Annotated in this window: 18 protein-coding genes; 9 read left to right on the top strand and 9 right to left on the bottom strand. The window is 60.6% G+C overall.

The window, feature by feature from the left end; all coding sequences use genetic code 11:
- Positions 1-47: 47 nt before the first annotated feature.
- The 5 genes from R3C19_19905 to R3C19_19885 all read right to left on the bottom strand — a co-directional run bounded on the left by R3C19_19905 (position 48) and on the right by R3C19_19885 (position 3,605).
- Positions 48-551, bottom strand: coding sequence for a histidine phosphatase family protein (locus R3C19_19905; GenBank protein ID MEZ6062614.1), 504 nt, complete (start codon positions 549-551; stop codon positions 48-50).
- A 203-nt stretch (positions 552-754) separates the two neighbouring features.
- Positions 755-1,249: a hypothetical protein gene (locus R3C19_19900; protein ID MEZ6062613.1), complete on the bottom strand. Its 495-nt coding sequence runs from the start codon at positions 1,247-1,249 to the stop codon at positions 755-757.
- A 56-nt stretch (positions 1,250-1,305) separates the two neighbouring features.
- On the bottom strand, positions 1,306-2,355 hold the full coding sequence (locus tag R3C19_19895) for an MBL fold metallo-hydrolase (GenBank protein ID MEZ6062612.1): 1,050 nt from the start codon (positions 2,353-2,355) through the stop codon (positions 1,306-1,308).
- A 276-nt stretch (positions 2,356-2,631) separates the two neighbouring features.
- Positions 2,632-3,006, bottom strand: coding sequence for a hypothetical protein (locus R3C19_19890; protein ID MEZ6062611.1), 375 nt, complete (start codon positions 3,004-3,006; stop codon positions 2,632-2,634).
- Positions 3,006-3,605, bottom strand: a complete 600-nt coding sequence (locus R3C19_19885) for a Panacea domain-containing protein (GenBank protein ID MEZ6062610.1) — start codon at positions 3,603-3,605, stop codon at positions 3,006-3,008. Before R3C19_19885 ends, R3C19_19890 begins: the two co-directional genes overlap by 1 nt.
- A 918-nt stretch (positions 3,606-4,523) precedes the next feature.
- Here R3C19_19885 and R3C19_19880 point away from each other — a divergent pair.
- The 4 genes from R3C19_19880 (at position 4,524) to R3C19_19865 (ending at position 8,985) form a co-directional block, all read left to right on the top strand.
- A complete protein-coding gene (locus R3C19_19880) occupies positions 4,524-5,399 on the top strand; it encodes a hypothetical protein (protein MEZ6062609.1) in 876 nt (291 codons plus the stop codon).
- Positions 5,282-6,364 carry a hypothetical protein gene (locus tag R3C19_19875; protein ID MEZ6062608.1) on the top strand — a complete coding sequence of 361 codons (1,083 nt, stop codon included), beginning with the start codon at positions 5,282-5,284 and terminating at the stop codon, positions 6,362-6,364. The genes R3C19_19880 and R3C19_19875 overlap by 118 nt, the downstream gene beginning before the upstream one ends.
- A gap of 199 nt (positions 6,365-6,563) precedes the next feature.
- Positions 6,564-6,773, top strand: a complete 210-nt coding sequence (locus R3C19_19870; protein MEZ6062607.1) for a CDGSH iron-sulfur domain-containing protein — start codon at positions 6,564-6,566, stop codon at positions 6,771-6,773.
- A gap of 235 nt (positions 6,774-7,008) precedes the next feature.
- Positions 7,009-8,985, top strand: coding sequence for a prolyl oligopeptidase family serine peptidase (locus R3C19_19865; GenBank protein ID MEZ6062606.1), 1,977 nt, complete (start codon positions 7,009-7,011; stop codon positions 8,983-8,985).
- 27 nt (positions 8,986-9,012) lie between these two features.
- Here R3C19_19865 and hisC read toward each other — a convergent pair whose 3' ends face one another.
- Entirely contained in the window at positions 9,013-10,125 is a 1,113-nt protein-coding gene (gene hisC, locus R3C19_19860; GenBank protein ID MEZ6062605.1) for a histidinol-phosphate transaminase, read from the bottom strand.
- 152 nt (positions 10,126-10,277) lie between these two features.
- Here hisC and R3C19_19855 point away from each other — a divergent pair, with 152 nt between their 5' ends.
- A complete protein-coding gene (locus R3C19_19855; GenBank protein ID MEZ6062604.1) occupies positions 10,278-10,535 on the top strand; it encodes a hypothetical protein in 258 nt (85 codons plus the stop codon).
- 31 nt (positions 10,536-10,566) lie between these two features.
- Here R3C19_19855 and R3C19_19850 read toward each other — a convergent pair whose 3' ends face one another.
- Together R3C19_19850 and R3C19_19845 are read right to left on the bottom strand one after the other, a co-directional pair.
- Positions 10,567-12,069 carry a serine/threonine-protein kinase gene (locus R3C19_19850; protein MEZ6062603.1) on the bottom strand — a complete coding sequence of 501 codons (1,503 nt, stop codon included), beginning with the start codon at positions 12,067-12,069 and terminating at the stop codon, positions 10,567-10,569.
- A 566-nt stretch (positions 12,070-12,635) separates the two neighbouring features.
- Positions 12,636-13,514 carry a phosphoribosylaminoimidazolesuccinocarboxamide synthase gene (locus R3C19_19845; protein MEZ6062602.1) on the bottom strand — a complete coding sequence of 293 codons (879 nt, stop codon included), beginning with the start codon at positions 13,512-13,514 and terminating at the stop codon, positions 12,636-12,638.
- 278 nt (positions 13,515-13,792) lie between these two features.
- Between R3C19_19845 and R3C19_19840 the strand changes: the two genes are divergently transcribed.
- Positions 13,793-15,244 (top strand): endo-1,4-beta-xylanase, encoded by a 1,452-nt coding sequence (locus tag R3C19_19840; GenBank protein ID MEZ6062601.1) that lies wholly within the window; start codon positions 13,793-13,795, stop codon positions 15,242-15,244.
- A gap of 160 nt (positions 15,245-15,404) precedes the next feature.
- Here R3C19_19840 and R3C19_19835 read toward each other — a convergent pair whose 3' ends face one another.
- Positions 15,405-16,097, bottom strand: a complete 693-nt coding sequence (locus tag R3C19_19835; protein MEZ6062600.1) for an HD-GYP domain-containing protein — start codon at positions 16,095-16,097, stop codon at positions 15,405-15,407.
- A gap of 1,311 nt (positions 16,098-17,408) precedes the next feature.
- Here R3C19_19835 and R3C19_19830 point away from each other — a divergent pair.
- The 3 genes from R3C19_19830 to R3C19_19820 all read left to right on the top strand — a co-directional run bounded on the left by R3C19_19830 (position 17,409) and on the right by R3C19_19820 (position 21,080).
- Complete coding sequence (locus tag R3C19_19830) at positions 17,409-17,981, top strand: hypothetical protein (GenBank protein MEZ6062599.1); 573 nt, start codon at positions 17,409-17,411, stop codon at positions 17,979-17,981.
- Positions 17,982-18,087: 106 nt separating this feature from the next.
- Complete coding sequence (locus R3C19_19825; protein MEZ6062598.1) at positions 18,088-19,290, top strand: calcium/sodium antiporter; 1,203 nt, start codon at positions 18,088-18,090, stop codon at positions 19,288-19,290.
- Positions 19,287-21,080 (top strand): SLC13 family permease, encoded by a 1,794-nt coding sequence (locus R3C19_19820; GenBank protein MEZ6062597.1) that lies wholly within the window; start codon positions 19,287-19,289, stop codon positions 21,078-21,080. Before R3C19_19825 ends, R3C19_19820 begins: the two co-directional genes overlap by 4 nt.
- Positions 21,081-21,118: the final 38 nt, after the last annotated feature.

Below are 21,118 nucleotides of genomic sequence, written 5' to 3'. Positions count from 1 at the left end.
CGTGTTGCGAGTTTCGGGGATCATCCGATGCCAGTGGATCATCGCGGCTAGATCTGTCGGCGACCTTCTGTGATAAAGCCTTTCAGAACGGGAGGTTCGGAAAGTCCCTCCGCCAACTGCGACCAATCGTCGATGCAAAGTGAAAAGATCGCGACGCTGGCCGGTGTAAATGAGAGAAATTCATCCGACCAGGCGTTCACCAGCGATGCAACTCCCGGATTGTGTCCCAGAGCCAGCACGACGTTGTCCGTGCTCTTCGCCGATTGTCGCACAGCCGTCGGGTAGGCCTGAGCTTTCGCAAGGTACAGTGTTTGAGTGCAGTGCGGTTCAGCCGGCGAACCAGTTGTTGAAGCCACAAGCTGAGCGGTTTCGACAGTTCTGGCAGCCGACGAGCAAACGATGCAGTCGGGAACCAGGCCTTCGGATTTCAGGAGCGTCGCGGTGGATTCCGCCAGAGTCCTTCCGGCTGTCGTCAGCGGCCGATCATGGTCGGAGTATGCGGGGTTGTTGGAAACGGCATGCGAATGTCTCATCAGCATCAGTGTTTTCATCGGCACTCCCTGTCGCCGTCATGTATCCGCCGTGAACGCTCGCCAGTTTCGCAACGGCGATCCGTTAATCGCTTCATCGCTGACCGCTCGCTGTTCACGTCTGCAGTTTGCGATCGTCGTGTCATTCCAGGTTCCAGTGAAGGCACCGTGCTTCGGCGTGACAAACCATCGGCCTTCCGACACCTGCACCGCCGAGCCGGCATTCAGCGTCGCGGGCGGATCGAATTCGACAGAAATTCGCCGTTCAGTGCAAGAATCTGGTGAAGGCCGTCTTTCACTCGCGTGACGATGTCGGCGTCTCCGGGAATCTGCCGCTGAAGCTTGAAACTTCCGTCCAGCAGATCGTTGAGGACCGTCTGAAGCGTCCGATGCATGTCGCCGCGAAACCGGCTGAGTTCCCCGGCAGACAAATCGCGGCGAACCAGCGTGGTCCGGTCGTCCGATCGTGACCGCTGCAGTTCGGCCAGAGTTCCGCCTTCGCTTCGGTACAGGAAACCGCCGACGTACGCTCGCCGCAGCAACCCCGCGGAATCGAACTGGTAAACCGGATCCTGATCGACGTAGATGCTCAGCCGTCCGTCCTTCCGAAAGCCGGCGGTGACAGGTCCGGCCAGGGAATCACAGCGGATCTCCGCGCGCTCGACCATCGCCGTGGCTTCCTTCACCAGATCCTCGCGGTCTGCTTCATGACGAGCCATCGACGGGGCTTTCGCGGAAGTTCGGGAACACGTCACGCTCAGGCATCGTCCCTGCTTCACTTTTCTCGCGTTTCGTAGGTACTGACCTTTCCCTCAGGTCCGATCTGAACCGTGAAGCTGGTACCCTCCGGCGCGACGGAAGCTTTGACCCACTGGCCTTTGCAGGTTTCCGTCGTTCCGCCATTGGCGATGAATTCCGCGGGAGCCTGCTGGTCGTCGGCCAGATTCACGTTGCGGTGAAGCTGGAAGAGATCTTTCAGGGACTTGACTTCACGCAGAGTCGCCAGCGTTTGTCGGTCGCCTCCCTTGGTCGGTCCGTTGCACATCACCGCGACGGTCGGATCAATGGCCAGCACCAGCGCCGGATTGTTGCTGGTTGCCAGTCCATGATGCGTGACCATAAACAGGTCAACCGTGCCGACGGCGTTGTTCGGCGTGACCAGCCGGGCTTCCACGTTCCATGTCAGATCGCCGCAGCACAGAAACCGAAAACCGCCGAAATCGAACAGCACGCTCAGACTGGCAGCATTGTCGGACTTGTCCTCTTCCGCGGGAACATGCCGGTCGGCGAACGCATTGACGGGTCCGTTATTCGCGACAACCTCACGCCCCGACGTCAGCACTCTGGCCGTGAACGGAGTCCCGCTCGACTTCAGCGGAATGCTGTCACCGGCCTTCAGCGACCGGGACTGATTCTGAGCAGCAGCGCGGTAGGCCGCGATGCGCTGTTCGAACTGACCGTCTTCGGGCAGGATGTCCGGAATGCCGCGATCCCAGAAGGTTCCGACACCGAACTTCGCCGCCAGCGCCGCGTGATTCCCGTAGTGATCCATATGCCAGTGTGAGACGACGGCATGATCGATTTTCGAAAGACCGGCCACGTCCCTCGCGACATGCACGATGCGGTCCAGATCGCGTCCGTGATTGTCGGGATACCCGGAATCAATCAGCACCGATTCGCCCGCCGGAGTCACCAGCAGCGTCGCGGCGCCTCCTTCGACATCAATGAAATAGATATCCAGCCGCCCGTTCCTGGAATCGGCCGTTGCCGTGCCGACCGTCACCAGAATTCCAGCCAGAACCACCAGGCAAATTCGGAACATCATAGACACCTCATTTTGGAAAACTTGTTGCCAGCCACGACCCCACGCACAGGACTCCGGCGCTCATCACGCCAAACGACCGAGCCTCCGCACTCCGCGTGGAAGTATTTCGCGACACGCCGCACTATAGCGAACACCCGGCCGCCGTCGTCAGTCACCGAACTGCGGAATACGGGCGTCGAGAACTGCTGAACGATGTTCTGGACCGGTTCGTTCGCCTGCCCGAAACGCGAACTGTAGAGACACCATTACTACAAGATTCCGCAATCGGAAGCACGACTACAGGTCGCTGACCGCGTCTGCGATTTCGTCGTCTGTCGGATTTGCCCGCCGGTCGAACGCCTGGGCGATATGGACACGTTTCTGTTCGCAGTAGGCAACCACGACCAGACGCAGGCTGCCGCTCTTCCCGCAGCCCGGATATGCCCAGCGGACCTTCAATACCTTGCCGCCGCCGGGGCTGGCCTTCATCGGGGAGATTGAACTTCCCTGTGCGTTACGACATTCGCCCGTGGAGAAATAACCGCAGAGAAACTCTTTTAGCGCCTGCTTTTCCTGCTCGTAGGCCTCCGGGGTCATCCGCTGACGCAGCTCCGCCAGCAGCGACGCGTTTTCGCCGAGCTGCCACTTTCCGTCCTGTGGCTCGTAGTGCATTACCAGTCGACTCCGACTCCGTTATCCGCCGCCGCGAGAATTGCGTCATCGTCTGGTAACGGCAGGTCCATCCACGGGTCGTCTTCCACAATCTGCTGCAGCGCGATCAGCATGTTGATTGGCGTGGGTTTCCTTGTGCGACGGAACGAATCCCACGCGTGTTGCCAGCCGGGGTTTTCGTGTGAGAAATCAGACGCCTGGCGTGATGACAGTCCCGCAAAGTATGACGTGACCGCGGACACAAGGATCAGTGCGTCAGCGTCGATAAACTGAAAGTGTTCGACGCATGATTCGAGCAGCACCGGCTTCGATCCATCCCATTCGCTGACCTGCTTTGCAAGTCTCCGCGTTTCGAGTTCGCCGATCAGACGCTGGTCATACTTCGCGACAACCGGTCCCTGTTGCAGCGCGATGTAAGCGTTGCCCGTGAGTGTCTCGGCGCGATCCCGGAGTGCGGCAAGGTCCAGATAAAACAGCGTCTTGTTCAGCACCACAGTATTGAGCCGGTGTCCGGGTGCGGCATTGAGCACGGCACAGGCCGCCTCAATCAATCGCGCGCTCTTCTCGCTGGCGTCCATCATTTCATCCTCAAGCCACATCAAGCCGCCTCAATGGTACGACGCAGTGCGAGGATCGACAACGCGACGCAGCCCTGCGATGTTGATAAACGCTGATCTCCGCGGGGCCGATTCAGTCCGCATTCGAACGTCCGTTCGAATGCGAAAGAACCGGTTGTCAGAACGATGCCGCAACGCAGGGGCGACGCGCAGTGAATGGAAGTATTTCGCGACACGCCGCACTATAGCGAACACCCGGCCGCCGTCGTCAGTCACCGAACTGCGGAACGGCGGCATCGAGGCTTGCGGCGCGGAACGCATCCGTTTCTCGACGCGAATCCACGTTGACCAGGTTGAATGTCGGGCAGGGCGGTGGCGCAGTTCTTGAGGACGATCTTCGCCGCGATCGTGTTCAGCGTTGTGAACATCTCAGGGAACGGTGCGCAAAGATCGATGAACGCCGCTTGTGCCGGATGAAACGCATGTTGCCGTTTCGCAGCACTGCAAAGTCCCGTTGTTGTTGAGCTTACGCAACAGCCGGATTCCCCGCGGGCGAATCGGGGGGACGGTGGCACGGGTTCTGCCCATTCAGACGGATGTCGCGTGTCGCGCGCATTTCACGTCTGAACTCATTGTGAAAGCCAGTGGGCTTTCGGCAGCCCGGAGAATGAAACATGTTGAAACTGCTGAGTCAACTTAGACGGGATGAACATGGTGTCATTCTGTCCGCGGAACTGGTCGTCGTCGGTTCGGTCCTTGTGATTGGCGCCATCGTGGGACTGACAACTCTGAGAACCGCCGTCACCGGTGAGATGAACGACCTGGCCAGCGCGTTCGGACGGCTCGACCAGTCCTACCGGTACAGCGGACTGCTGAGCTGGTGTAACCCGAACTGTGCTCCCAACTTTACGGCCGGGTCTTCCTTCATTGATACTCGAATCGCCGGTGGCGGAGCCGCGAGTGCCAGCGCATTCGCCTTCGCGGCCGGTGGAGCAGGGTTCGGTGCCGGGTTCGGATTTGGAGCAGGAGGAGGCGCGGGAGCTGCGGCGGCCGCCGCTGCGGGAGCCGCGACGGTTTCAAGTGCCGCCGCCGGAGCGAGTGCAGGTGCATCCGCCGGTGCGAGCGCAGGGGCCGCTGCGGGAGCCGCCGCCGGAGCTGCCGCGGCCGCCAGTGCCGCTGCCGATGCAGGTGCTGCTGCCGGAGCTGGCGCAGGTGCCGCTGCCGCTGCGGCCGCGAATGCTGCAGCTCTTGCAGGTGCGATTGCCGGAGCCAACGCCGGAGCAAGTGCCGGAGCTGCCGCTGCAACCGCAGTCGGTGCTGACGCTGTGGCCGGTGCTGCCGCCGGAGCCGCTGCGGGAGCCCGCGCCGGAGCTGCCGCCGCTCTCGCCGCTGCTGGACTGGGAGACGGCGCTGGTGGCGGTGCTGGCGCTGGTGCAGGTGGCGCCGGAATGGGAGGCGGAGGAGCAGCCGGACTTGGCGGAATCGGAGCCGCAGCCTACGCCGCGGCCATCGGCGCTGGTGCTGCAGGCGGAATGGGCGGAGCTGGTGGCGTCGGCCTGGGTGCGATCGCAGCAGCCTTCGGCGGAACCAGCGGAGCAGCCGCAGTCACCTCCGCCGGAGCGGCCGCGGGTGCAGCGGCAGGTGCCACGGCCGGAGCCGGTGTCGCTCGCGGAGCCGGCGCCGGAGCTGCTGGTGCAGCCGGTGCTGACGGATCTGGAGTGGGGGCTGCCGGTGCCGCAGCTGCTGGTGCCGCTGCCGCCGCAGGAACGGATGCCATCAGTCTGGCGGTCGCGGGTGCCGGTGCAGGAGCCGAAGCAGGAGCGGCTGCGGCCGTGACGGCGGGAGGCAGCCTGGTCGCCGGTGCAAGTGCCGGTGCGGCGGCTGGTGCCGTCGCGGCAGCGGGAACGTGGGCTGATATCGATGTCGTTTCCAGTGTCGTTGCAGGAGCCACTGCCGGAGTGAACGCGGGAGCCTTTGCGGGAACCCGAGCCGGTGCCGATGCGTTCGAGTCCGGTAACGGTGCTGTCGCGGACATGCTGCGAGGAATTGAATTGGGCTCGATCGCCGGTGCTCGCGCCGGAGCATACGCAGGACTCATCGCCGGTGACCGAACAGGTCGCACGATGGGAGCATCCGTCGGTGCACTGGCCGGAACGCGCGGCGGTGCGGCGATGGGAGCGGTCGGTGGAGCCATCAGCGCTCTCACCGGAGATTGTTCCGCGGCGATGGGCGAAGGGAACCCCAGTCTTCCGTGGGATGCGGCAATCGGTTGTCAGTTCGGACTGATCGGACCTGATGGTCTGCCGACAGCGGCTGCAGCAGCGTCCGCCTCATCGTTCACGATTCTGGGAGGAACGCCGGCATACGGTTTTCCGGTCATCAACGCGTACACGCTGGGAGCGTACGCTCCGTCAGCCAGCGCCACGGCATCCGCCAGCGCGTCAGCGGCGAGCGTGTCGACGGCTGGCATGGCGGGAACCGGCGTGTCCGTCGGTTCGAGCAACTTTGCGGGAGCGTACGGTGATTCGATCAGCTACCTGCACGGTGCCTACGGTTCCGGGTACGGCGGCGGATCGGCCGCCGGATTTGGAGCCGGCTGTGCCACGTTCGGCACAACCTGTGCCAAGTGCATCGCTTCCGGTGTGCCGAAGCAGAAGGTCACGGAATACGGAGCCGGCGACGGTACTCATTGCTCACACTGCGGCGATCCGCTGGTGACGGAAGATGCATCCGGCTACGCGGCACCGCCATGTGCGGAATGCAAGCAGCCGGTGTTCAATATCCCGAACTCCGCCTGGTAGGATTCACCCGGCAGTCACGTCAAGGCGGGAGGACGTCCCGCCGTAATCAACCCTTGGCAGACAGCTCGTTTCGGAGAGATCCGGAACGAGCTGCTTTTCGTTTGGCTTCGGCACCGGCCTGACCTTTACGGTCATCCGTCAAACCGCGAAACTGATGCGGAGGTGCGCTTTTTGAACCTACCTGTTTCAGGATTTCGTTATGTCTGATGTCAAAGTCGTCGTGCGGGACAACGGCCCGTTTCTGGTTTCGGGTGCGATTACGATCGAAGACGCCGAGGGCAATCAGTTTCCGCCGGGCGATAAGCCGACAATCGCGCTGTGTCGCTGCGGTCAGTCGGAAAGACGTCCGTTCTGTGACGGAACCCACAATCGCTGCGGTTTCCATGCCGCTGAACGAGCAAACGCGTAGAGTGCCCGAAAACGTCACGAGCACAACGGACTGGCCGCGGCGGAAGTCACGCCGGCGATTTTCCGCTGATGAGGGCCGACGTCTGCCAATCCGGTGATCGGAAATCCGCTTCCTTCGCATTGCAGGGCGATGATCGGCGAAGCACGACCGACACGCCCGTTTCCGCGTTCGCGACTCAGTTGCCGCAATCGTCTTACCGCTTTCTCCCGCCTCTCTGATAACAGTTCCCATCATCATGATTCGTTCCGTCGTTTGTGCCGTACTTCTTTCCGCGGTCTGCGTTCCTCGGTTCGTGATATCCCTGTCGGCGGCCGAAGTGCCGCAGCAGGTCCGCGAGTCTCTGCAGACGCAGCTTGCTGAGTTGCAGGAATCCGTGGAGATCCTCTCCGCAAAACCCGAGCTGCAGAATCCTGACGGCAGTGCGCTTGTGGCCGACGTGGCCGTGTTTGCCACGGCCGTCGAACGGATGCTGCGTCACGACGAATTTCCCAAAGACAACTACGCCGAACAGGCAGCCAGCGCGATCAGCACAGGCCGGCAGCGCGCGGCGGAACTTGACGCGGGGAAGCCGTCGTGGGCATTGAAACCCGGCACAACGATTCGCGGATACGTTTCTTCAATCGACGGTACCGTCCAGCCATACGCGCTGACTCTGCCATCCGGAGTCGATCCCGCATCGGCCAATCGGTGGCCTCTGCACGTCAGGCTGCACGGCCGGGCGGACGACATGAACGAAGTCAACTTTATCGCTCGAAACGAAGGACAGGCTCCGCCGGAAGGTCAGTCATGGATTCAGCTGGATGTTTTCGGCCGCGGCAATAATGCTTATCGGTGGGCCGGAGAAACGGACGTTTTTGAAGCCATGGCGGACGTGCAGCGGCGGTTTCGCATCGATCCGGATCGCATCACGCTGCATGGGTTTTCCATGGGAGGTGCCGGAGCGTGGCATCTGGGGCTGCACTTTCCGGATCGCTGGTCGTCTGTCGGTCCCGGCGCCGGGTTTGTTGACTTCTACAAGTACCAGAAACAAACGGAGCTGCTTCCGGAATGGCAGCACGCAACTCTGGGAATCTACGACGCTATCGACTACGCGCTGAACGCCTTCGATGTTCCCGTCTGCACATACGGTGGAGAAGACGACGCACAGTTGGTGGCCAGCACAAGCACCGTCGATGCCGCGAAGGAACTTGGAGTCAGCATCAAACTGCTTGTCGGTCCCGGAATGGGCCATGCATTTCATCCCGACAGTTTTCGTGAGTTCATGGCGTTTCATGAAGCGCACTCGAAGGCCGGCCGGAAGATGAATCAGCAGCGCCGGGAGATTCGCTTCACAACGCGAACACTGAAGTACAACCGCTGCGACTGGCTGACGATTGAAGAAGTCGGTGCGGTTTATGAACCCTCCACTGTCCAGGCCGCGGTCACTGACGATGGCAATGTGACAGTCACGACGAAGAATGTCGCCGCACTGAGCCTGAACCGGGAAATCGCCGACACCGCAGTGATCGACGGCACGCCGCTGGTCTGCCGCAGTGCCGCTCAGGGGTTGCTTCCCGACGTCTATTATCGAATGACAAGCAACGGCTGGAGAGTGCTGAGCTACGACGAGTCGCGCGGGTTTCAGAACAATTCAGAAAACCACAAGCGGCGAGGTCTGCAGGGACCGATTGACGACGCGTTCATGAGTTCATTCGTGTGCGTGAAGGGAACGGGAAAACCGTTCGACGACCAGCATCAGTCGTGGGCCGATTTCACGCTCAGCCGCTTCCGGCGCGAGTTCGATAAGTGGCTCCGCGGCAATGCGCGAGTCATCGAGGATTCGGAACTCGATGAAGCAACGATCGCGTCAAGTCACCTGATTCTGTTCGGCGACCCGCAGTCCAACTCCGTCCTGAAACGTGTCCTGCCGGGGCTTCCTGTTACGTGGCAGGAAGAAACGATCACGATCGGTGGCCGAACGTTCGACACGGCAACTCACGGACTGAGCCTGATCTTTCCGAATCCTCTGAACCCGCGAAAGTACGTGGTGATCAATTCGGGCCACACCTTTCACGAAAAGGACTTTCGATCATCGAATGCGTGGCTGTTTCCGCGGCTGGGCGACATCGCCGTGCAGAAATTCACGCCACGCGATGACGGTACGTTTGACGAAGAAATTGTCTGGGCGGCGAACTTTGACGCTCACTGGATGCTGCCGGCCGCCGGCGAATAGACAGCGACCAAAATCGAGCGCCGAACATCACACGGCGAAAGTTCCGTCGCTGGCCACAGCGGCTGTCACGTCCCGCAGCGCTTCCAGCAGCCGGTCAACTTCATCGTCGGTGCCGACCGTGATTCGCAGTCCGTCGACAGTTTCCTGATTCGGGCCGGCATCCGGGAACTGCATGAATCGCACCAGGATGCGGTGCTGCTTCAGTTGTTCATAGATTTCCCGATGTTGCCGGGATTCGTGATGCGTCCACAAAAAGTTTGCCTCGCTGGGAAACACCGTGAACCCGAACTGAGGCAGTTCGGCCGCCAGTCGGCGACGCGTGGCAAGGATCTTTGAGCGGTTCTGAAGCATCCAGTCCTGATCTTTGATCGCCGCCGTCGCGGCGGCAATCGCAACGGCGTCGCAGTTGTAGCTGTCCTTGACTTTTCTCATCCCGGCAATGAGTTCCGGGTCGGCGATGGCAAAGCCGAATCGAATTCCCGCCAGGCTGTACGACTTGCTTAGCGTTCGCGTGACCACCAGCCGCTGCCGAAACCGACCGTCGAACAGCAACCGGCGATTCGGCACTGTTTCTGCAAAATCCGCGTACGCTTCGTCCAGCACCAGCAGGCCCCGGTCCGGAAGGATCCGGCAGAGCTGATCCGCGGACCACAGATTTCCGGTCGGCGAATTCGGATTGGGAACAAACGTCAGCTTCGCCGACTGACGAACGTTGTCTGCGTCGGCTGGCGTCCATTCAAAGGACGTGTTCAGCTTCAGCCGCGTAATCCGGCATCGCTGAATTTGAGCAAGCGATTCGTACAGAACGTAGCTGGGGTAGGGATAGACGATCTGCTCATCTTCGTCGCAGAACGATCGGACAATGATGGTCAGGTTTTCATCACTGCCGTTGGCGGGCAGGATCCCGTCCGGTTCGACGCCGAAGAGCTCCGCCGCGGCTTCCCGAAAACTTCGAGCGGTCGCATCAGGATAGACGTTCAGCCGTCCACACGCCGCCTGTTGAATGGCTTCAACAACCCTGGGAGACGGCGGGTAGGGATTTTCGTTCGTGTTCAGCTTGATCCAGCCGGACGTCTGCGGCTGTTCACCGGAAACGTAGCCAGCCATCTGCTGGATGTTTTTGCGAAACGGAAGCGGCATCAGAGAAGGGGGTAGTGTTATAGTGACACGGAGCCGAAAACAGCACGGACGATATCGCGGGGACTGAGTGGCGTTCACCCGAGAATGCCGGGAAAATGAAAGTCCGGCGGGAAAATTCAGGCGGCGATTCGCTGTCCGGGGAGAATCTGTGGATGCAGGAACTGGTTGGCAACACGGTCGTCATTGACGTGGAATCTCTGTTCGTCTTCGTCGGCACGCTCAGCGAAGTGCGTGACAAGACACTGATCCTGACGAACGCCGATGTCCACGACCTTCGGGATTCCAAGACGACTCGCGAACTTTACGTGCTCGATTCAAAAGTTCACGGCATCAGGGCGAACCGCAAACGTGTCCTGGTCCCGCTGCATCAGGTTGTCAGCGTGTCGCTGCTTGCCGATGTTCTGCAGTGAGCCTGCGGCATTCGAAGTAAAGCTGCGGGGCTCACTTGTCGGCATCCAGAGTGGCCTTGGGTGACGCGTCCTTCGCTTCGGTTTCGGTCAGTTCGGAAACCGTTTCACCGAGTTTGTTGAATCCCCAGCGACCGATGAAGAACAGCGCCACGAGACCCGCGGAGATGCACGCCAGCCAGATCAACAGCGTGATCGCTCCGACTGTGCCGCGGGCCTTATTGCGAATCCAGCGCCATCGCAGGCGTTTCTTTTCATCGCGATCGGCCTGAATGTAAAGCGTCTGCATGTCCTCCTTCCGGACTCGCTCAGAACGATGGGCCAGTTGGTCCTCGATGGCACTCCTGAATTCCGGGAAGGCCGCCAGTGGCTGGTACGTTCCGTCCGCGGAAACTTTGCAGCGGGCTTTCGGAGTCAGCCGACCGGCGTTGATCATCTTCAGGACACGACCGGTAGACAGCTTATCCACGACGGTGTGCTTCTTGTCGTCGTCGTACTGCACGTACCACGTGCGCGATGTTTTTTTTCCGGCCGCCGATTTGGATTTATCGACAATTCGTCTGCCGCGATAGTCCTGAGTATCGTTTCCGATGGCGGTCGCCGCCAGACTGCTGGTGGTCGGAGTGCCGCTCATCCCCACGGAATTCGGCACGGCGCCGTCGATGAAGGTCAGGGCGGGGGAGTGAATTCCCAGAGCGAGCAGGTCGCGGCTGACTTCCGCGCAGCTTTTGTAACGGTGGGCCGGTTCCTTCATCATCATCTTGTCGATGATCAGATCCAGCTTCTCGGGGATTTCCGGTCGCAGTTGTTTAGCAGGAGTATACTTGCCGGTTTCCTTGGCAATGATCAGTTCCAGAGTTGTGCCGCCACCGTACGGCAGCTTCCCTGTGAGCAGGTGGTACAGGGTGGCACCCAGAGCGTAGATATCGCTGCGGTGATCGACCGTTTTGGCGCTTCGGGCCTGTTCCGGAGCCATGTACAGCGGGGTTCCCAGTCCGGTACCGCTTTGCGTCATCGAGACGTCTTCGTCAAGGACTTTCGCCAGTCCGAAGTCAGCCACTTTGACCACACCCTTGCTGGTCAGAAGAATGTTGTCGGGCTTGATATCCCGATGCACCATCGTCAGATCATGCGCGTGCTGCAGCGCTTCGGCGGTGACGATTGCGATGTGCACCGCGTCGGCGACCGGCAGCTTTTCCAGCTTGTTCAGCCAGTCCTGAACACTGGCGCCGTCGATGTATTCGATCGCCGCGAAGTGAAGTCCCTTGAATGAATCGACAGCATACACTTTGACGACGTTGACATGGTCCAGTTTCGCCATCGACCGTGCTTCGCGAAGAAACCGCTGCACGAAATCCGGCTTTTTCGCCAGTTCCTTCGAAAGTGTCTTTAACGCGACAAGCCGGTCCAGACTGACCTGCCGAGCCAGCCAGACTTCTCCCATGCCGCCTTTGCCAAGCTTTCGCACCAGCGAAAAATCGCCGACCTGCCTGACTTTCTGGCTGCCCGGCTTCTGTTGCTTCGAGTTATCTGCCACGTTGGGGACTCACCAATAGATCCACGGGGAACGGGTGGAAACACCGTCCGGCACTGGGAGACCGGATGCTGGCGCGGTCACCTGCAGTCGCTGCTTTGACCGACACAAGCCGCCGCTGACGCTGAAAGCGGAACTGCATGAGACAATTTAACTCCCGGCACCAGGTTGCGTCGAAACGGGGCATCAACAACCGCAGCTATCGTAACAATTCCGGGACGTCTCCCGGCCAGCGATTCAATGTGACACCGACGGATTTCTCAGGCAATGGCATTCCGCCAACTTTCTGCCGCCGTCCCGCGTCCCGGTCAAATTGACTGCCGCCGGCTTGTTTGACCACAGGGACTGCGCTTTCGGCACCACGGGAAACGTGCCAGCAGCGCCGTCCCAGTGATACAACAGCAACACACCCGGACCGACGGCGCTGACGTGTCCCCGCAGCCCGTGGAAAAGGTGCGTGGAAACAGGTGTTTTGAACTCTGCGGGCGGCGGGGAAACAGGTCGAAGTTCAGCCGCCGGAGAGTTTCAGACACTTTTTTCCACAGGCTGCCAGGATCAACATTTGACAATCAAAACCGGCGTTCCGTGAGCCGTTCGAACGCTTCAATATACTTTTCCGATGTCTTTTGTACGACATCAGAGGGCAATTCGGGGGGAGGACTATTCTTGTCCCACCCGGATTTTTCCAGCCAGTCGCGCACGAACTGCTTATCGAAGGAAGGTTGCGCAGAACCCGGCTTCCACGAAGATTCGGGCCAAAAGCGAGAACTGTCGGGAGTCAGGACTTCGTCGATGAGGATCAACCGGCCGTCGAGGCGTCCGAACTCGAACTTCGTGTCCGCCAGAATAATCCCGCGTTCTGCGGCGAATACGGCGGCTTCTGCGTAAACGTGAAGGCTGAGTTCGCGCAGCCTTTCGGCAGTCTGCTGACCGACGGCGCTGGCCATTTCCGTGAACGAAATGTTCTGATCGTGACCGGATTCCGCCTTCGTTGCCGGTGTGAAGACCGGTTCTTCAAGTCGGCTGCCTTCCTGCAGCCCGTCCGGAAGTCGAATTCCGCAGACCGTTCCGGTGGTTCGGTATTCCTTCCAGCCGGAACCGGACAGGTAGCCGCGAACCACGCATTCCACGGGCACAACGTCGGTCTTCTTCACAACCATGCTGCGATTTCGGAGCTGGTTGAGATCGGCCGATTCAGGCAACGGAACGTCAGACAGGCTGTCTGACAGAAAATGATGCTCAACATCAAGTCGGTCAAACCAGAACCGGCTGAGCCGCGTCAGCACTTCGCCCTTGCGAGGAATTCCGGTCGGCAGAATCCAGTCGAATGCGCTGATGCGATCCGTCGCGACAAACAGCAGCCGGTCGCCAAAGTCATAGACATCGCGAACTTTTCCGTGGCGAACGGCAATACCCGGAATCTGAGTACTCAGGACAGGCGTGTTCATCTGGCAACTCAGGCAGGCAGCGGGACAAGTCAGGCGGGGAAATTTGAAATTCCTGTCATTCGGAGTTCGTCACCAGGCCGAAAGCGCTGACGGATCGCAGGCCGGTATCGCGGGCGGGCAGCATAACCCGGTGGCATTCGTTGAACAACGATCCCCGGCGGCGATACACTGCCACCTGCCCATAATCCGCGTTGCCAGTCGAGCGACATCCGGAACACCACAATTGAGCAGCGGTCGTCACGGCCTTCGACCGCACAGATCTCGTTTCAGGCGACCGAATGGGAACGATTCAGTTTCACACCGAACATCCGGGACTGCTTTCAGAAACAGGTATCGCACGCGCCGACTTCGTCACGTTTGACGGGCGAGTGATCCCGTCGTCAACGACGCTCAAAGGCGGATTGCTCACCTGCGATCGTGCTCAGATGGAAAGCAGCCGCCTGAGAATTCTGTGTCAGGTCAGCCCAACCGAACAGTTCGTGGCGCAGACCACCTGCCTGCGGGAAACGCCGGTTCCGTACCAACTGGAAGTCGAACTGGCCCGCGGCGAGCTTTCTCGCCTGCGAAATCACTATGGACTGTGGACGGGAGCCGGGCTGCGATCTTCTCCGGAAGTGGACACAACTCGCGACATGGCCCATCGCACGTTTCGCAACGCCGTTGTGGCTCCCGGATCGCTGGATTCCGCGATTCGAGCACTCCGCCTGGCCCACCACGCCACCGATCAGCTTTGTGAACTTTACACCCGGCAGCGGCTGGCGTTTCGACGGCAGCGATCGACTCAGTTTCCGGTGTTTTTGGGTTGCCGGCTGTCGGAGATTCCGGCAAGGCCGGAGCTGTACATGGACGCATTCAACGCCGTCCTGGTCAATACTGACTGGAGCCGAATGGAACCGTCCGACGGCGACTATCAGTGGACTCAGACGGACGCGCTGGTTGACTGGGCCACCACGAACCGCCTGTTCCTGATGGGGGGACCGCTGGTGGATCTGTCTCGCAACCGGTTTCCCAACTGGATGCAATGCTGGCACGGCGACCCCGTCAACATGCAGAGCTTCACAGCCGATTTCGTTGAAACGGTTGTTGGCCACTATGTCGGCCGCATTCGGCACTGGGAAGTCATCTGCGGTGCAAACCGCGGCGGCGCCTGCGGACTGACCGAGGAACAGCGTCTGAATCTGGCCCTGCAGGCGATCGGTGCCGCACGACAGGTCGACGAGCAGATACAAATCAGCCTGCGCGTCGTGCAGCCGTGGGGTGAGTACATCAGCACGACACAGAATCGACTGCCCCCGATTCAGTTCGTTGACACGCTGCGGCGAAGCGGTGTGTCCATCGACGAAGTCAGCCTGGAAATTCGCTGCGGACAGGACGATCTGGCCAGTCTGCCACGAGATCTGCTGTCGTTCTCGCAGCTACTGGACCACTGGTCGATGTTGCAGGTCCCGCTGAACGTGATGGTTGCTCTGCCCGAACTTGTTGATTCAGACGGTTCTTCGGTCAGCGAACCGCAGTTCGAAGTGCAGCAGGCTCAGTGGCTGGAAAACGTCCTGCTGATGTGCCTGTCGAAAGAGCGAGTCACTGGAGTCTACTGTTTCGACTGGGACGCAGCGTCGCAGGATCATGCCACCAGTTCGCTGCTGCAGCGTCCCGACGGCTCAGTGCATCCCGCATACGAAAGACTCAAGGATCTCGAACAGCGGTACTGGCCCGAACAGGCCGGTCTTTAGGCGAGCGGCCGATGAGCTGTTACCTGCCCGCAAGCCGCACGGCGCTCGCCGCGGTTGTGTTCGCTGAGAACCCGGGATAGCGCCCTGCGGCTGGCGGGTAGATTCTCATCTGCCGCACGCCTTAGCGAATTTTGGGCGCTGCCAATTGCGGCAATTCAGATCAACGCAGACGTACGCTGGTCATAGACGGTTGTTGAATTGTCAGCCGTGCCCCGTCGGTCGCCGACAGGAAGGCTCTGACGCATTCCGCGTCCCACTGACGGCCGCATCCGTCAAGCAGAATCGCTTCCGCGCGGCGCGGGGACATTTTGTTGCGGTAGGAACGAGCGCTGGTCATCGCATCGAAGGCGTCGGCAACGCCCAGAATTCTGGCGTCCAGCGGAATCTCATCACCGACCAGACCGTCCGGATAACCCGCGCCGTCGAACGCTTCATGGTGATACAGGACGGCGGGAGCCACGTCGGCAAGGCTGCTGACGCGCTGGACGATTTCGAATCCGATCACCGGGTGCAGCCGGATCAGGTTGTATTCGGCACTGCTTAGCTGAGCGGCCTTGTTCAGGACCGTATCCGGAATTCCGAGCTTGCCGACGTCGTGCAGAAGCCCGGCGGTGTAGATCCGTTCGCAGCAGTCGACGTCCAGCCCCAGCCGCATCGCCGTCAATCGGGAAAGTTCAGCGACACGGTTGCTGTGGCCCCACGTATACAGGTCCTTTCCTTCCAGCGTCGTCACCAGCGCTCGCACGGTTGCCCGCAGCGCTTCGCTGCGCTTGTTGGATTTGGCCAGTCGCTGCTGATGGACGTCCAGAACGTTTCGCGACGTGCTTTGCAGGATGTCTTCGATCTGCCGCATCTCGCGGCTCCGAACGCCCTCCGCCCGCCAACGGCTCCGATTCAGAGACTCGGCCGATGCCGACGCGAGCGTCGCGGACAGCGAACGGTCTTCAGATTCTGCTGGGATTTCCTGAACAGTCTCGATCATGACAATGACTGCGGAAGACGGAATTCGAAATGGATTCGCCGTGTCCTCTCGTCATCGACCGCGCGGGACGAAATCGATGGCCTGGAACCAAAAACTACCTTGAAATTTGGGAGTGGGCGGAAACCCTTACACGGAAGGGGAGATTCTCTCGGCCAGCGCGACCTACGACCGATCCAATCGGACCCTGGTGGAGCCAGACCGGCTCTGAATCACTGTACAAAGAACTGCGGAGCCAAAGATACCAAGGAAAAAGATGCCAAGGAAAAGGTCAAAGGCAGGTCGCAACGGAGGGGCAGGTTTCCCGGCGCCGGGAATCCGAATGTGCGATCCTTGCCGCTGCTTCGGTGACGCCGAAAATTGAACAGGACTCGTTCAGATGTCGCCGAGCGGTCGTCGTCCGTTCTTTGGCTCGTTCAGCGATTTCTCAGGCGGTCCGCTGGTACGCTCAATTGACCACTTGCATTGGCCTGCCGTCAAGAACCCCACCGTTGCGGAATGTTGCTGCCTGCTGCAGCCGACCGCGATCGTTCGCCCGTCGCCGATTCACCGCGGCACTTTTCATTCTTGGTGCCGGAATCTTTATCGGGCTCTGCGGGACAGCCTTCTTCCAGGCGACTGACGCGAAAGCCCTTTCAAGCAGCGATCCGGTTACCCGGGCGGCCAGGGGAATCACGGACGACAGCACGGCGAATTCGCCAGCGATACCCGTTTCGGCTGTTGAGCAAGCGAATCGGGTCACGCTGCCGGCTCATCAGGCGCCGCGAATCCGCACGCTCAGCCCGTCAGGCTGGTGTACGCTGGTGACGGCCGGCATTGCACCGGTTCGCAGCGGCAAAGCGCTCCGACGTCCCAATCTTCAGGCGTATGGACCGCACGCGCTTCCGATCGCCGGCAGTCCGACGCTGCTGACTCTGCGCATGATGCTGAGACTATGAAAGCGGAACCGGCGACCAGCAGCGTCGCCGTGCAGTTCCTGTTTTTCATCTTTCGTACGAGGGCTTTGATGGCCTCTTAGCGCGACGTTGCCGTCTGAAGGCATCCAGGTCGCAGGACGAGTCATCCGCAGGTGACTGCCGGAACATTGGCAGTTCCGATCCGCACCATCAGCCCATCGCCTTACGTCTCACGCGTTCCGGTCACCGCGACAATTCCAATCGGTGACTTTTTCAAATGGAGTCTCCCATGAAAAACCATCACAGTGATTTCTCCCACGGCGATGACCGTGTTAGTGCTCTTGTAGACAAGGCTGCGAGGCTGGCGGATACCGGCAAACTCCGCGATGCGCTGTCCCTGCTGTTGTCCGCCAGCATGCCCACGGACAAGGTCCGAAATGCCCGCGGAGTCTGCCTGATGCGACTGGAACAGTACGACGACGCCGTCCGCACGTATCGGTCCTTCATTCTGCACGCGGGTTCCACCTGGATGCGACCGGAACTTCCCGTCGTCTACCGCGTGAACTTCGCGACATCGCTGCTGCTGGCCGGACTGACCGACGGAGGCTGCGGGGCTCTCGGCGAGATCGCGGAGAAGGAACACCCGTCAGTTGTCCGACTGCGGACGGCGATTCGTCGCTGGGAAAAGAGCCTGTCCTGGTGGAGCTGGCTGAACTGGAAGTTCGGAGTGGCTCCCGAAAAACGGGTCGCAATCGAAGCCCCTGTCGGCGAATTCACCGAGCCGCCCGCCGTACCACCAACGGCGTATAGCGCGAATTCCAGCACGGCCTCTGCGCCCAACCTGAATTCGCAGGCGCTGTAGCGCGACAGTCGACGATGGCGTCGCTGGTGTGTTCCAGCGCAATTGGAATTGACGACGGGTCAGTTCCGGCACGTGGCATCTGTGGAAACCGGAGGGAAACAGCGCAATGGAATTCATCTGGCTGGTCGTCGGGCTGATCGCGCTGGTTGCCGGCGCGGAGCTGCTGGTTCGCGGTGCGTCGCGACTTGCGGCGTCGTTCGGCATTTCGTCACTGATCATCGGTCTGACCGTAGTCGCCTTCGGCACCAGCGCGCCGGAGATGGCGGTTTCCGTTAAAGCATCGCTGTCAGGGCGAGCCGACATTTCACTGGGCAACGTCGTCGGCAGCAACATTTTCAACGTGCTGTTCATTCTCGGGATTTCCGCGATCGTCGTCCCGCTGGTTGTCGATCAGAAACTGGTTCGTTTCGACGTACCGCTGATGATCGGCGTCTCGGTGCTGGTTCTGCTTTTTGGACTTGATCAGTCAATCAGCCGTCTGGAAGGCGGGCTGCTGTTCGCGGGTCTGCTGTCGTACACGGCATGGTGTGTCGTTTCCGCGCGCAGAGAATTGCCCGCGATTCGACTGGAGTACGACCACGCCTTCGAGACTGACGGCGCGGCCGACGCAGGATCCGGATCCCCGGAGGTTCGTCGATCGACAGCCGGCCATTTTCTGTGGCAACTGGCCCTGATTGCCGCCGGCCTGGCGCTGCTGGTGATCGGTGCCGATCGACTGGTTGATGCCGCCACAGTTCTGGCACGCAGGGCGGGCGTCAGTGAATTGATCATCGGCCTGACGATTGTCGCCGCCGGTACGTCACTGCCCGAGCTGGCTACGTCAATCGTGGCGGCTGCCCGCGGAGAACGCGACATCGCCGTCGGTAACGTCGTGGGCAGTAATCTGTTCAACCTGCTGGGCGTTCTGGGGCTTGCGGCGCTGATTTCCCCGGATGGTGTTGCTGTCGCACCGCAGGCGATTCAGTTTGATCTTCCGGTGATGGTTGCCGTAGCCGCCGCCTGTCTGCCCGTGTTCTTTACCGGGCATCTGATCGCGCGATGGGAAGGACTGCTGTTCCTCGCCTGCGGCGTCGCCTACACGACGGCGCTGGTGTTGATGGCGACCGGCAGCCAGGCATTGCCGACGTTTCAGTTGATGATGACCGGGTTCGCGGTTCCGCTGACGGTCATCACTTTGCTTGTGGGCGCAATCCGCACGCTTCGTCAGCGTCGGCCGAACAGTGCGACGCAGGTCGATCGATCTCCGGAGCAGCAAATAATTCCCATGCCCGACACCAAACAGTCGATGGCCAGGAGTCGAAATTCATGACCTGGGAAGCGTGGCTTGCCATCACGACAATTGTTGTCCTGCTGATCTCGCTGGCCCGCAACTGGGGACCTCCCGATCTGCTGGTCCTGGCGGCACTGGTTCTCCTGCTGATCGTCAGCGAACTGACCGGAACGAAACACCTGCCCGGCACTGCTGAAGCGGTCCAGGGGTTTTCCAATCCGGCGGTCATCACTGTCGGTGCGCTGTTTGTCGTGGTCACGGGACTGGTGCAGACCGGTGCCATGACGCGACTCACGAAACCCATGCTGGGTGGCGGAACATCCGGCATTCCGGCGGCACAGGCAAAGCTGATCCTTCCCGTCGCGGGCCTGAGCGCGTTTCTGAACAACACGCCCGTCGTCGCCATGTTCATGCCGTTCGTTAGCGATCTGTGCAGGCGGACCGGCATCAGTCCGTCCAAGCTGTACATGCCGCTGAGTTCCGCGGCGACCCTGGGAGGGCTTTGCACGCTGATCGGCACCAGCACCAACGTTGTCGTCAGCGGTCTTATTTCCTCCGAAACGGACCTTCCTGAACTTGGTCTGTTCGATCCCGCGTGGATCGGTGTTCCCTGCTGCCTTGCCGGACTGGCGTTCATTATGCTGACTCAGCGCTGGCTGCTGCCGGATCGCAGTCCCGCGATCAGTCGCTCCGATGATCCGCGCGAGTATTCCGTAGAGATGTCCGTTCCGGAAGGAAGTCCGCTGGCAGGCCGGACGATTGAGCAGGCGGGGTTGCGTCATCTTCCCGGCCTGTTTCTGGTGGAAATCGACCGCAACGGCGACGTGTTGGCGGCGGTTGGCCCGGAAGAACGTCTGCGAGCTCTGGACCGCCTGGTCTTTGTCGGCGGCGTCGAATCGATGGTGGACCTGCGGAAGATTCGCGGACTGGTGCCGGCCGCCGACCCCGTGTTTCAGATGACAACCCGCCAGACGGCTCGTTCCATGATTGAAGTCGTGGTGTCGGATCGGTGCCCGCTGCTGGGAAGCAGCATTCGCGACGGTCACTTTCGATCGGTCTACGATGCGGCTGTGATCGCCGTCGCCCGCAGCGGTCGCCGGATTCCGGGCAGAATCGGCGACATCGTGCTGCAACCGGGAGACACGCTGCTGCTGGAAGCGCGACCGTCATTCGTCGCCGAGCTCCGCGATTCTCCGGACTTCTTTCTTGTCAGCGGTATCGACGATTCGGCTCCCGTTCGTCACAACCTGGCTCCTGCAGCAATCGCGATTTCCCTGGGGCTTGTCATCGCCGCATCGTTTCAGGTGCTGGAAATGATGACCGCCGCACTGCTGGCCGCCGGAATGATGGTCGCGACCGGCTGCTGTACGGCAAGTGAAGGACGTCGCAGCGTCGACTGGTCCGTGCTGCTGGTGATCGGCGCGTCTCTGGGACTGGGGAAGGCGCTCGATCAAAGCGGCGCCGCGGGCACCATCGCGGCGAACATTATTTCGCTTGCCGCCGGCAGTCCGATCAGAGTTCTCGCTGCGGTTTACATTACGACGGTCCTGTTTACCGAACTGATCACCAATAACGCCGCGGCGGTGCTGGTGTTTCCCATCGCACTGGCGTCCGCGGAGTCTCTGGGAGTCAGCGTCATGCCCTTTGCCATGGCCGTGATGATGGGAGCTTCCGCGGGATTCGCCACACCGATCGGATACCAGACCAGCCTGATGGTGTATGGTCCGGGAGGATATCGGTTCTCCGACTACTTGCGGTTCGGCATTCCGCTGGACCTGTTGCTGATGGCAATCTGCATCGTGCTGCTGCCGATCATCTGGCCGTTCTGACTGTTCGCCAGCGCGTCCGCGAAGGCATCGCGACTGGC

Source organism: Planctomycetaceae bacterium (assembly GCA_041398785.1).
Lineage (GTDB): Bacteria > Planctomycetota > Planctomycetia > Planctomycetales > Planctomycetaceae > JAWKUA01.
This window is presented reverse-complemented; position numbering and strand designations above follow the sequence as displayed.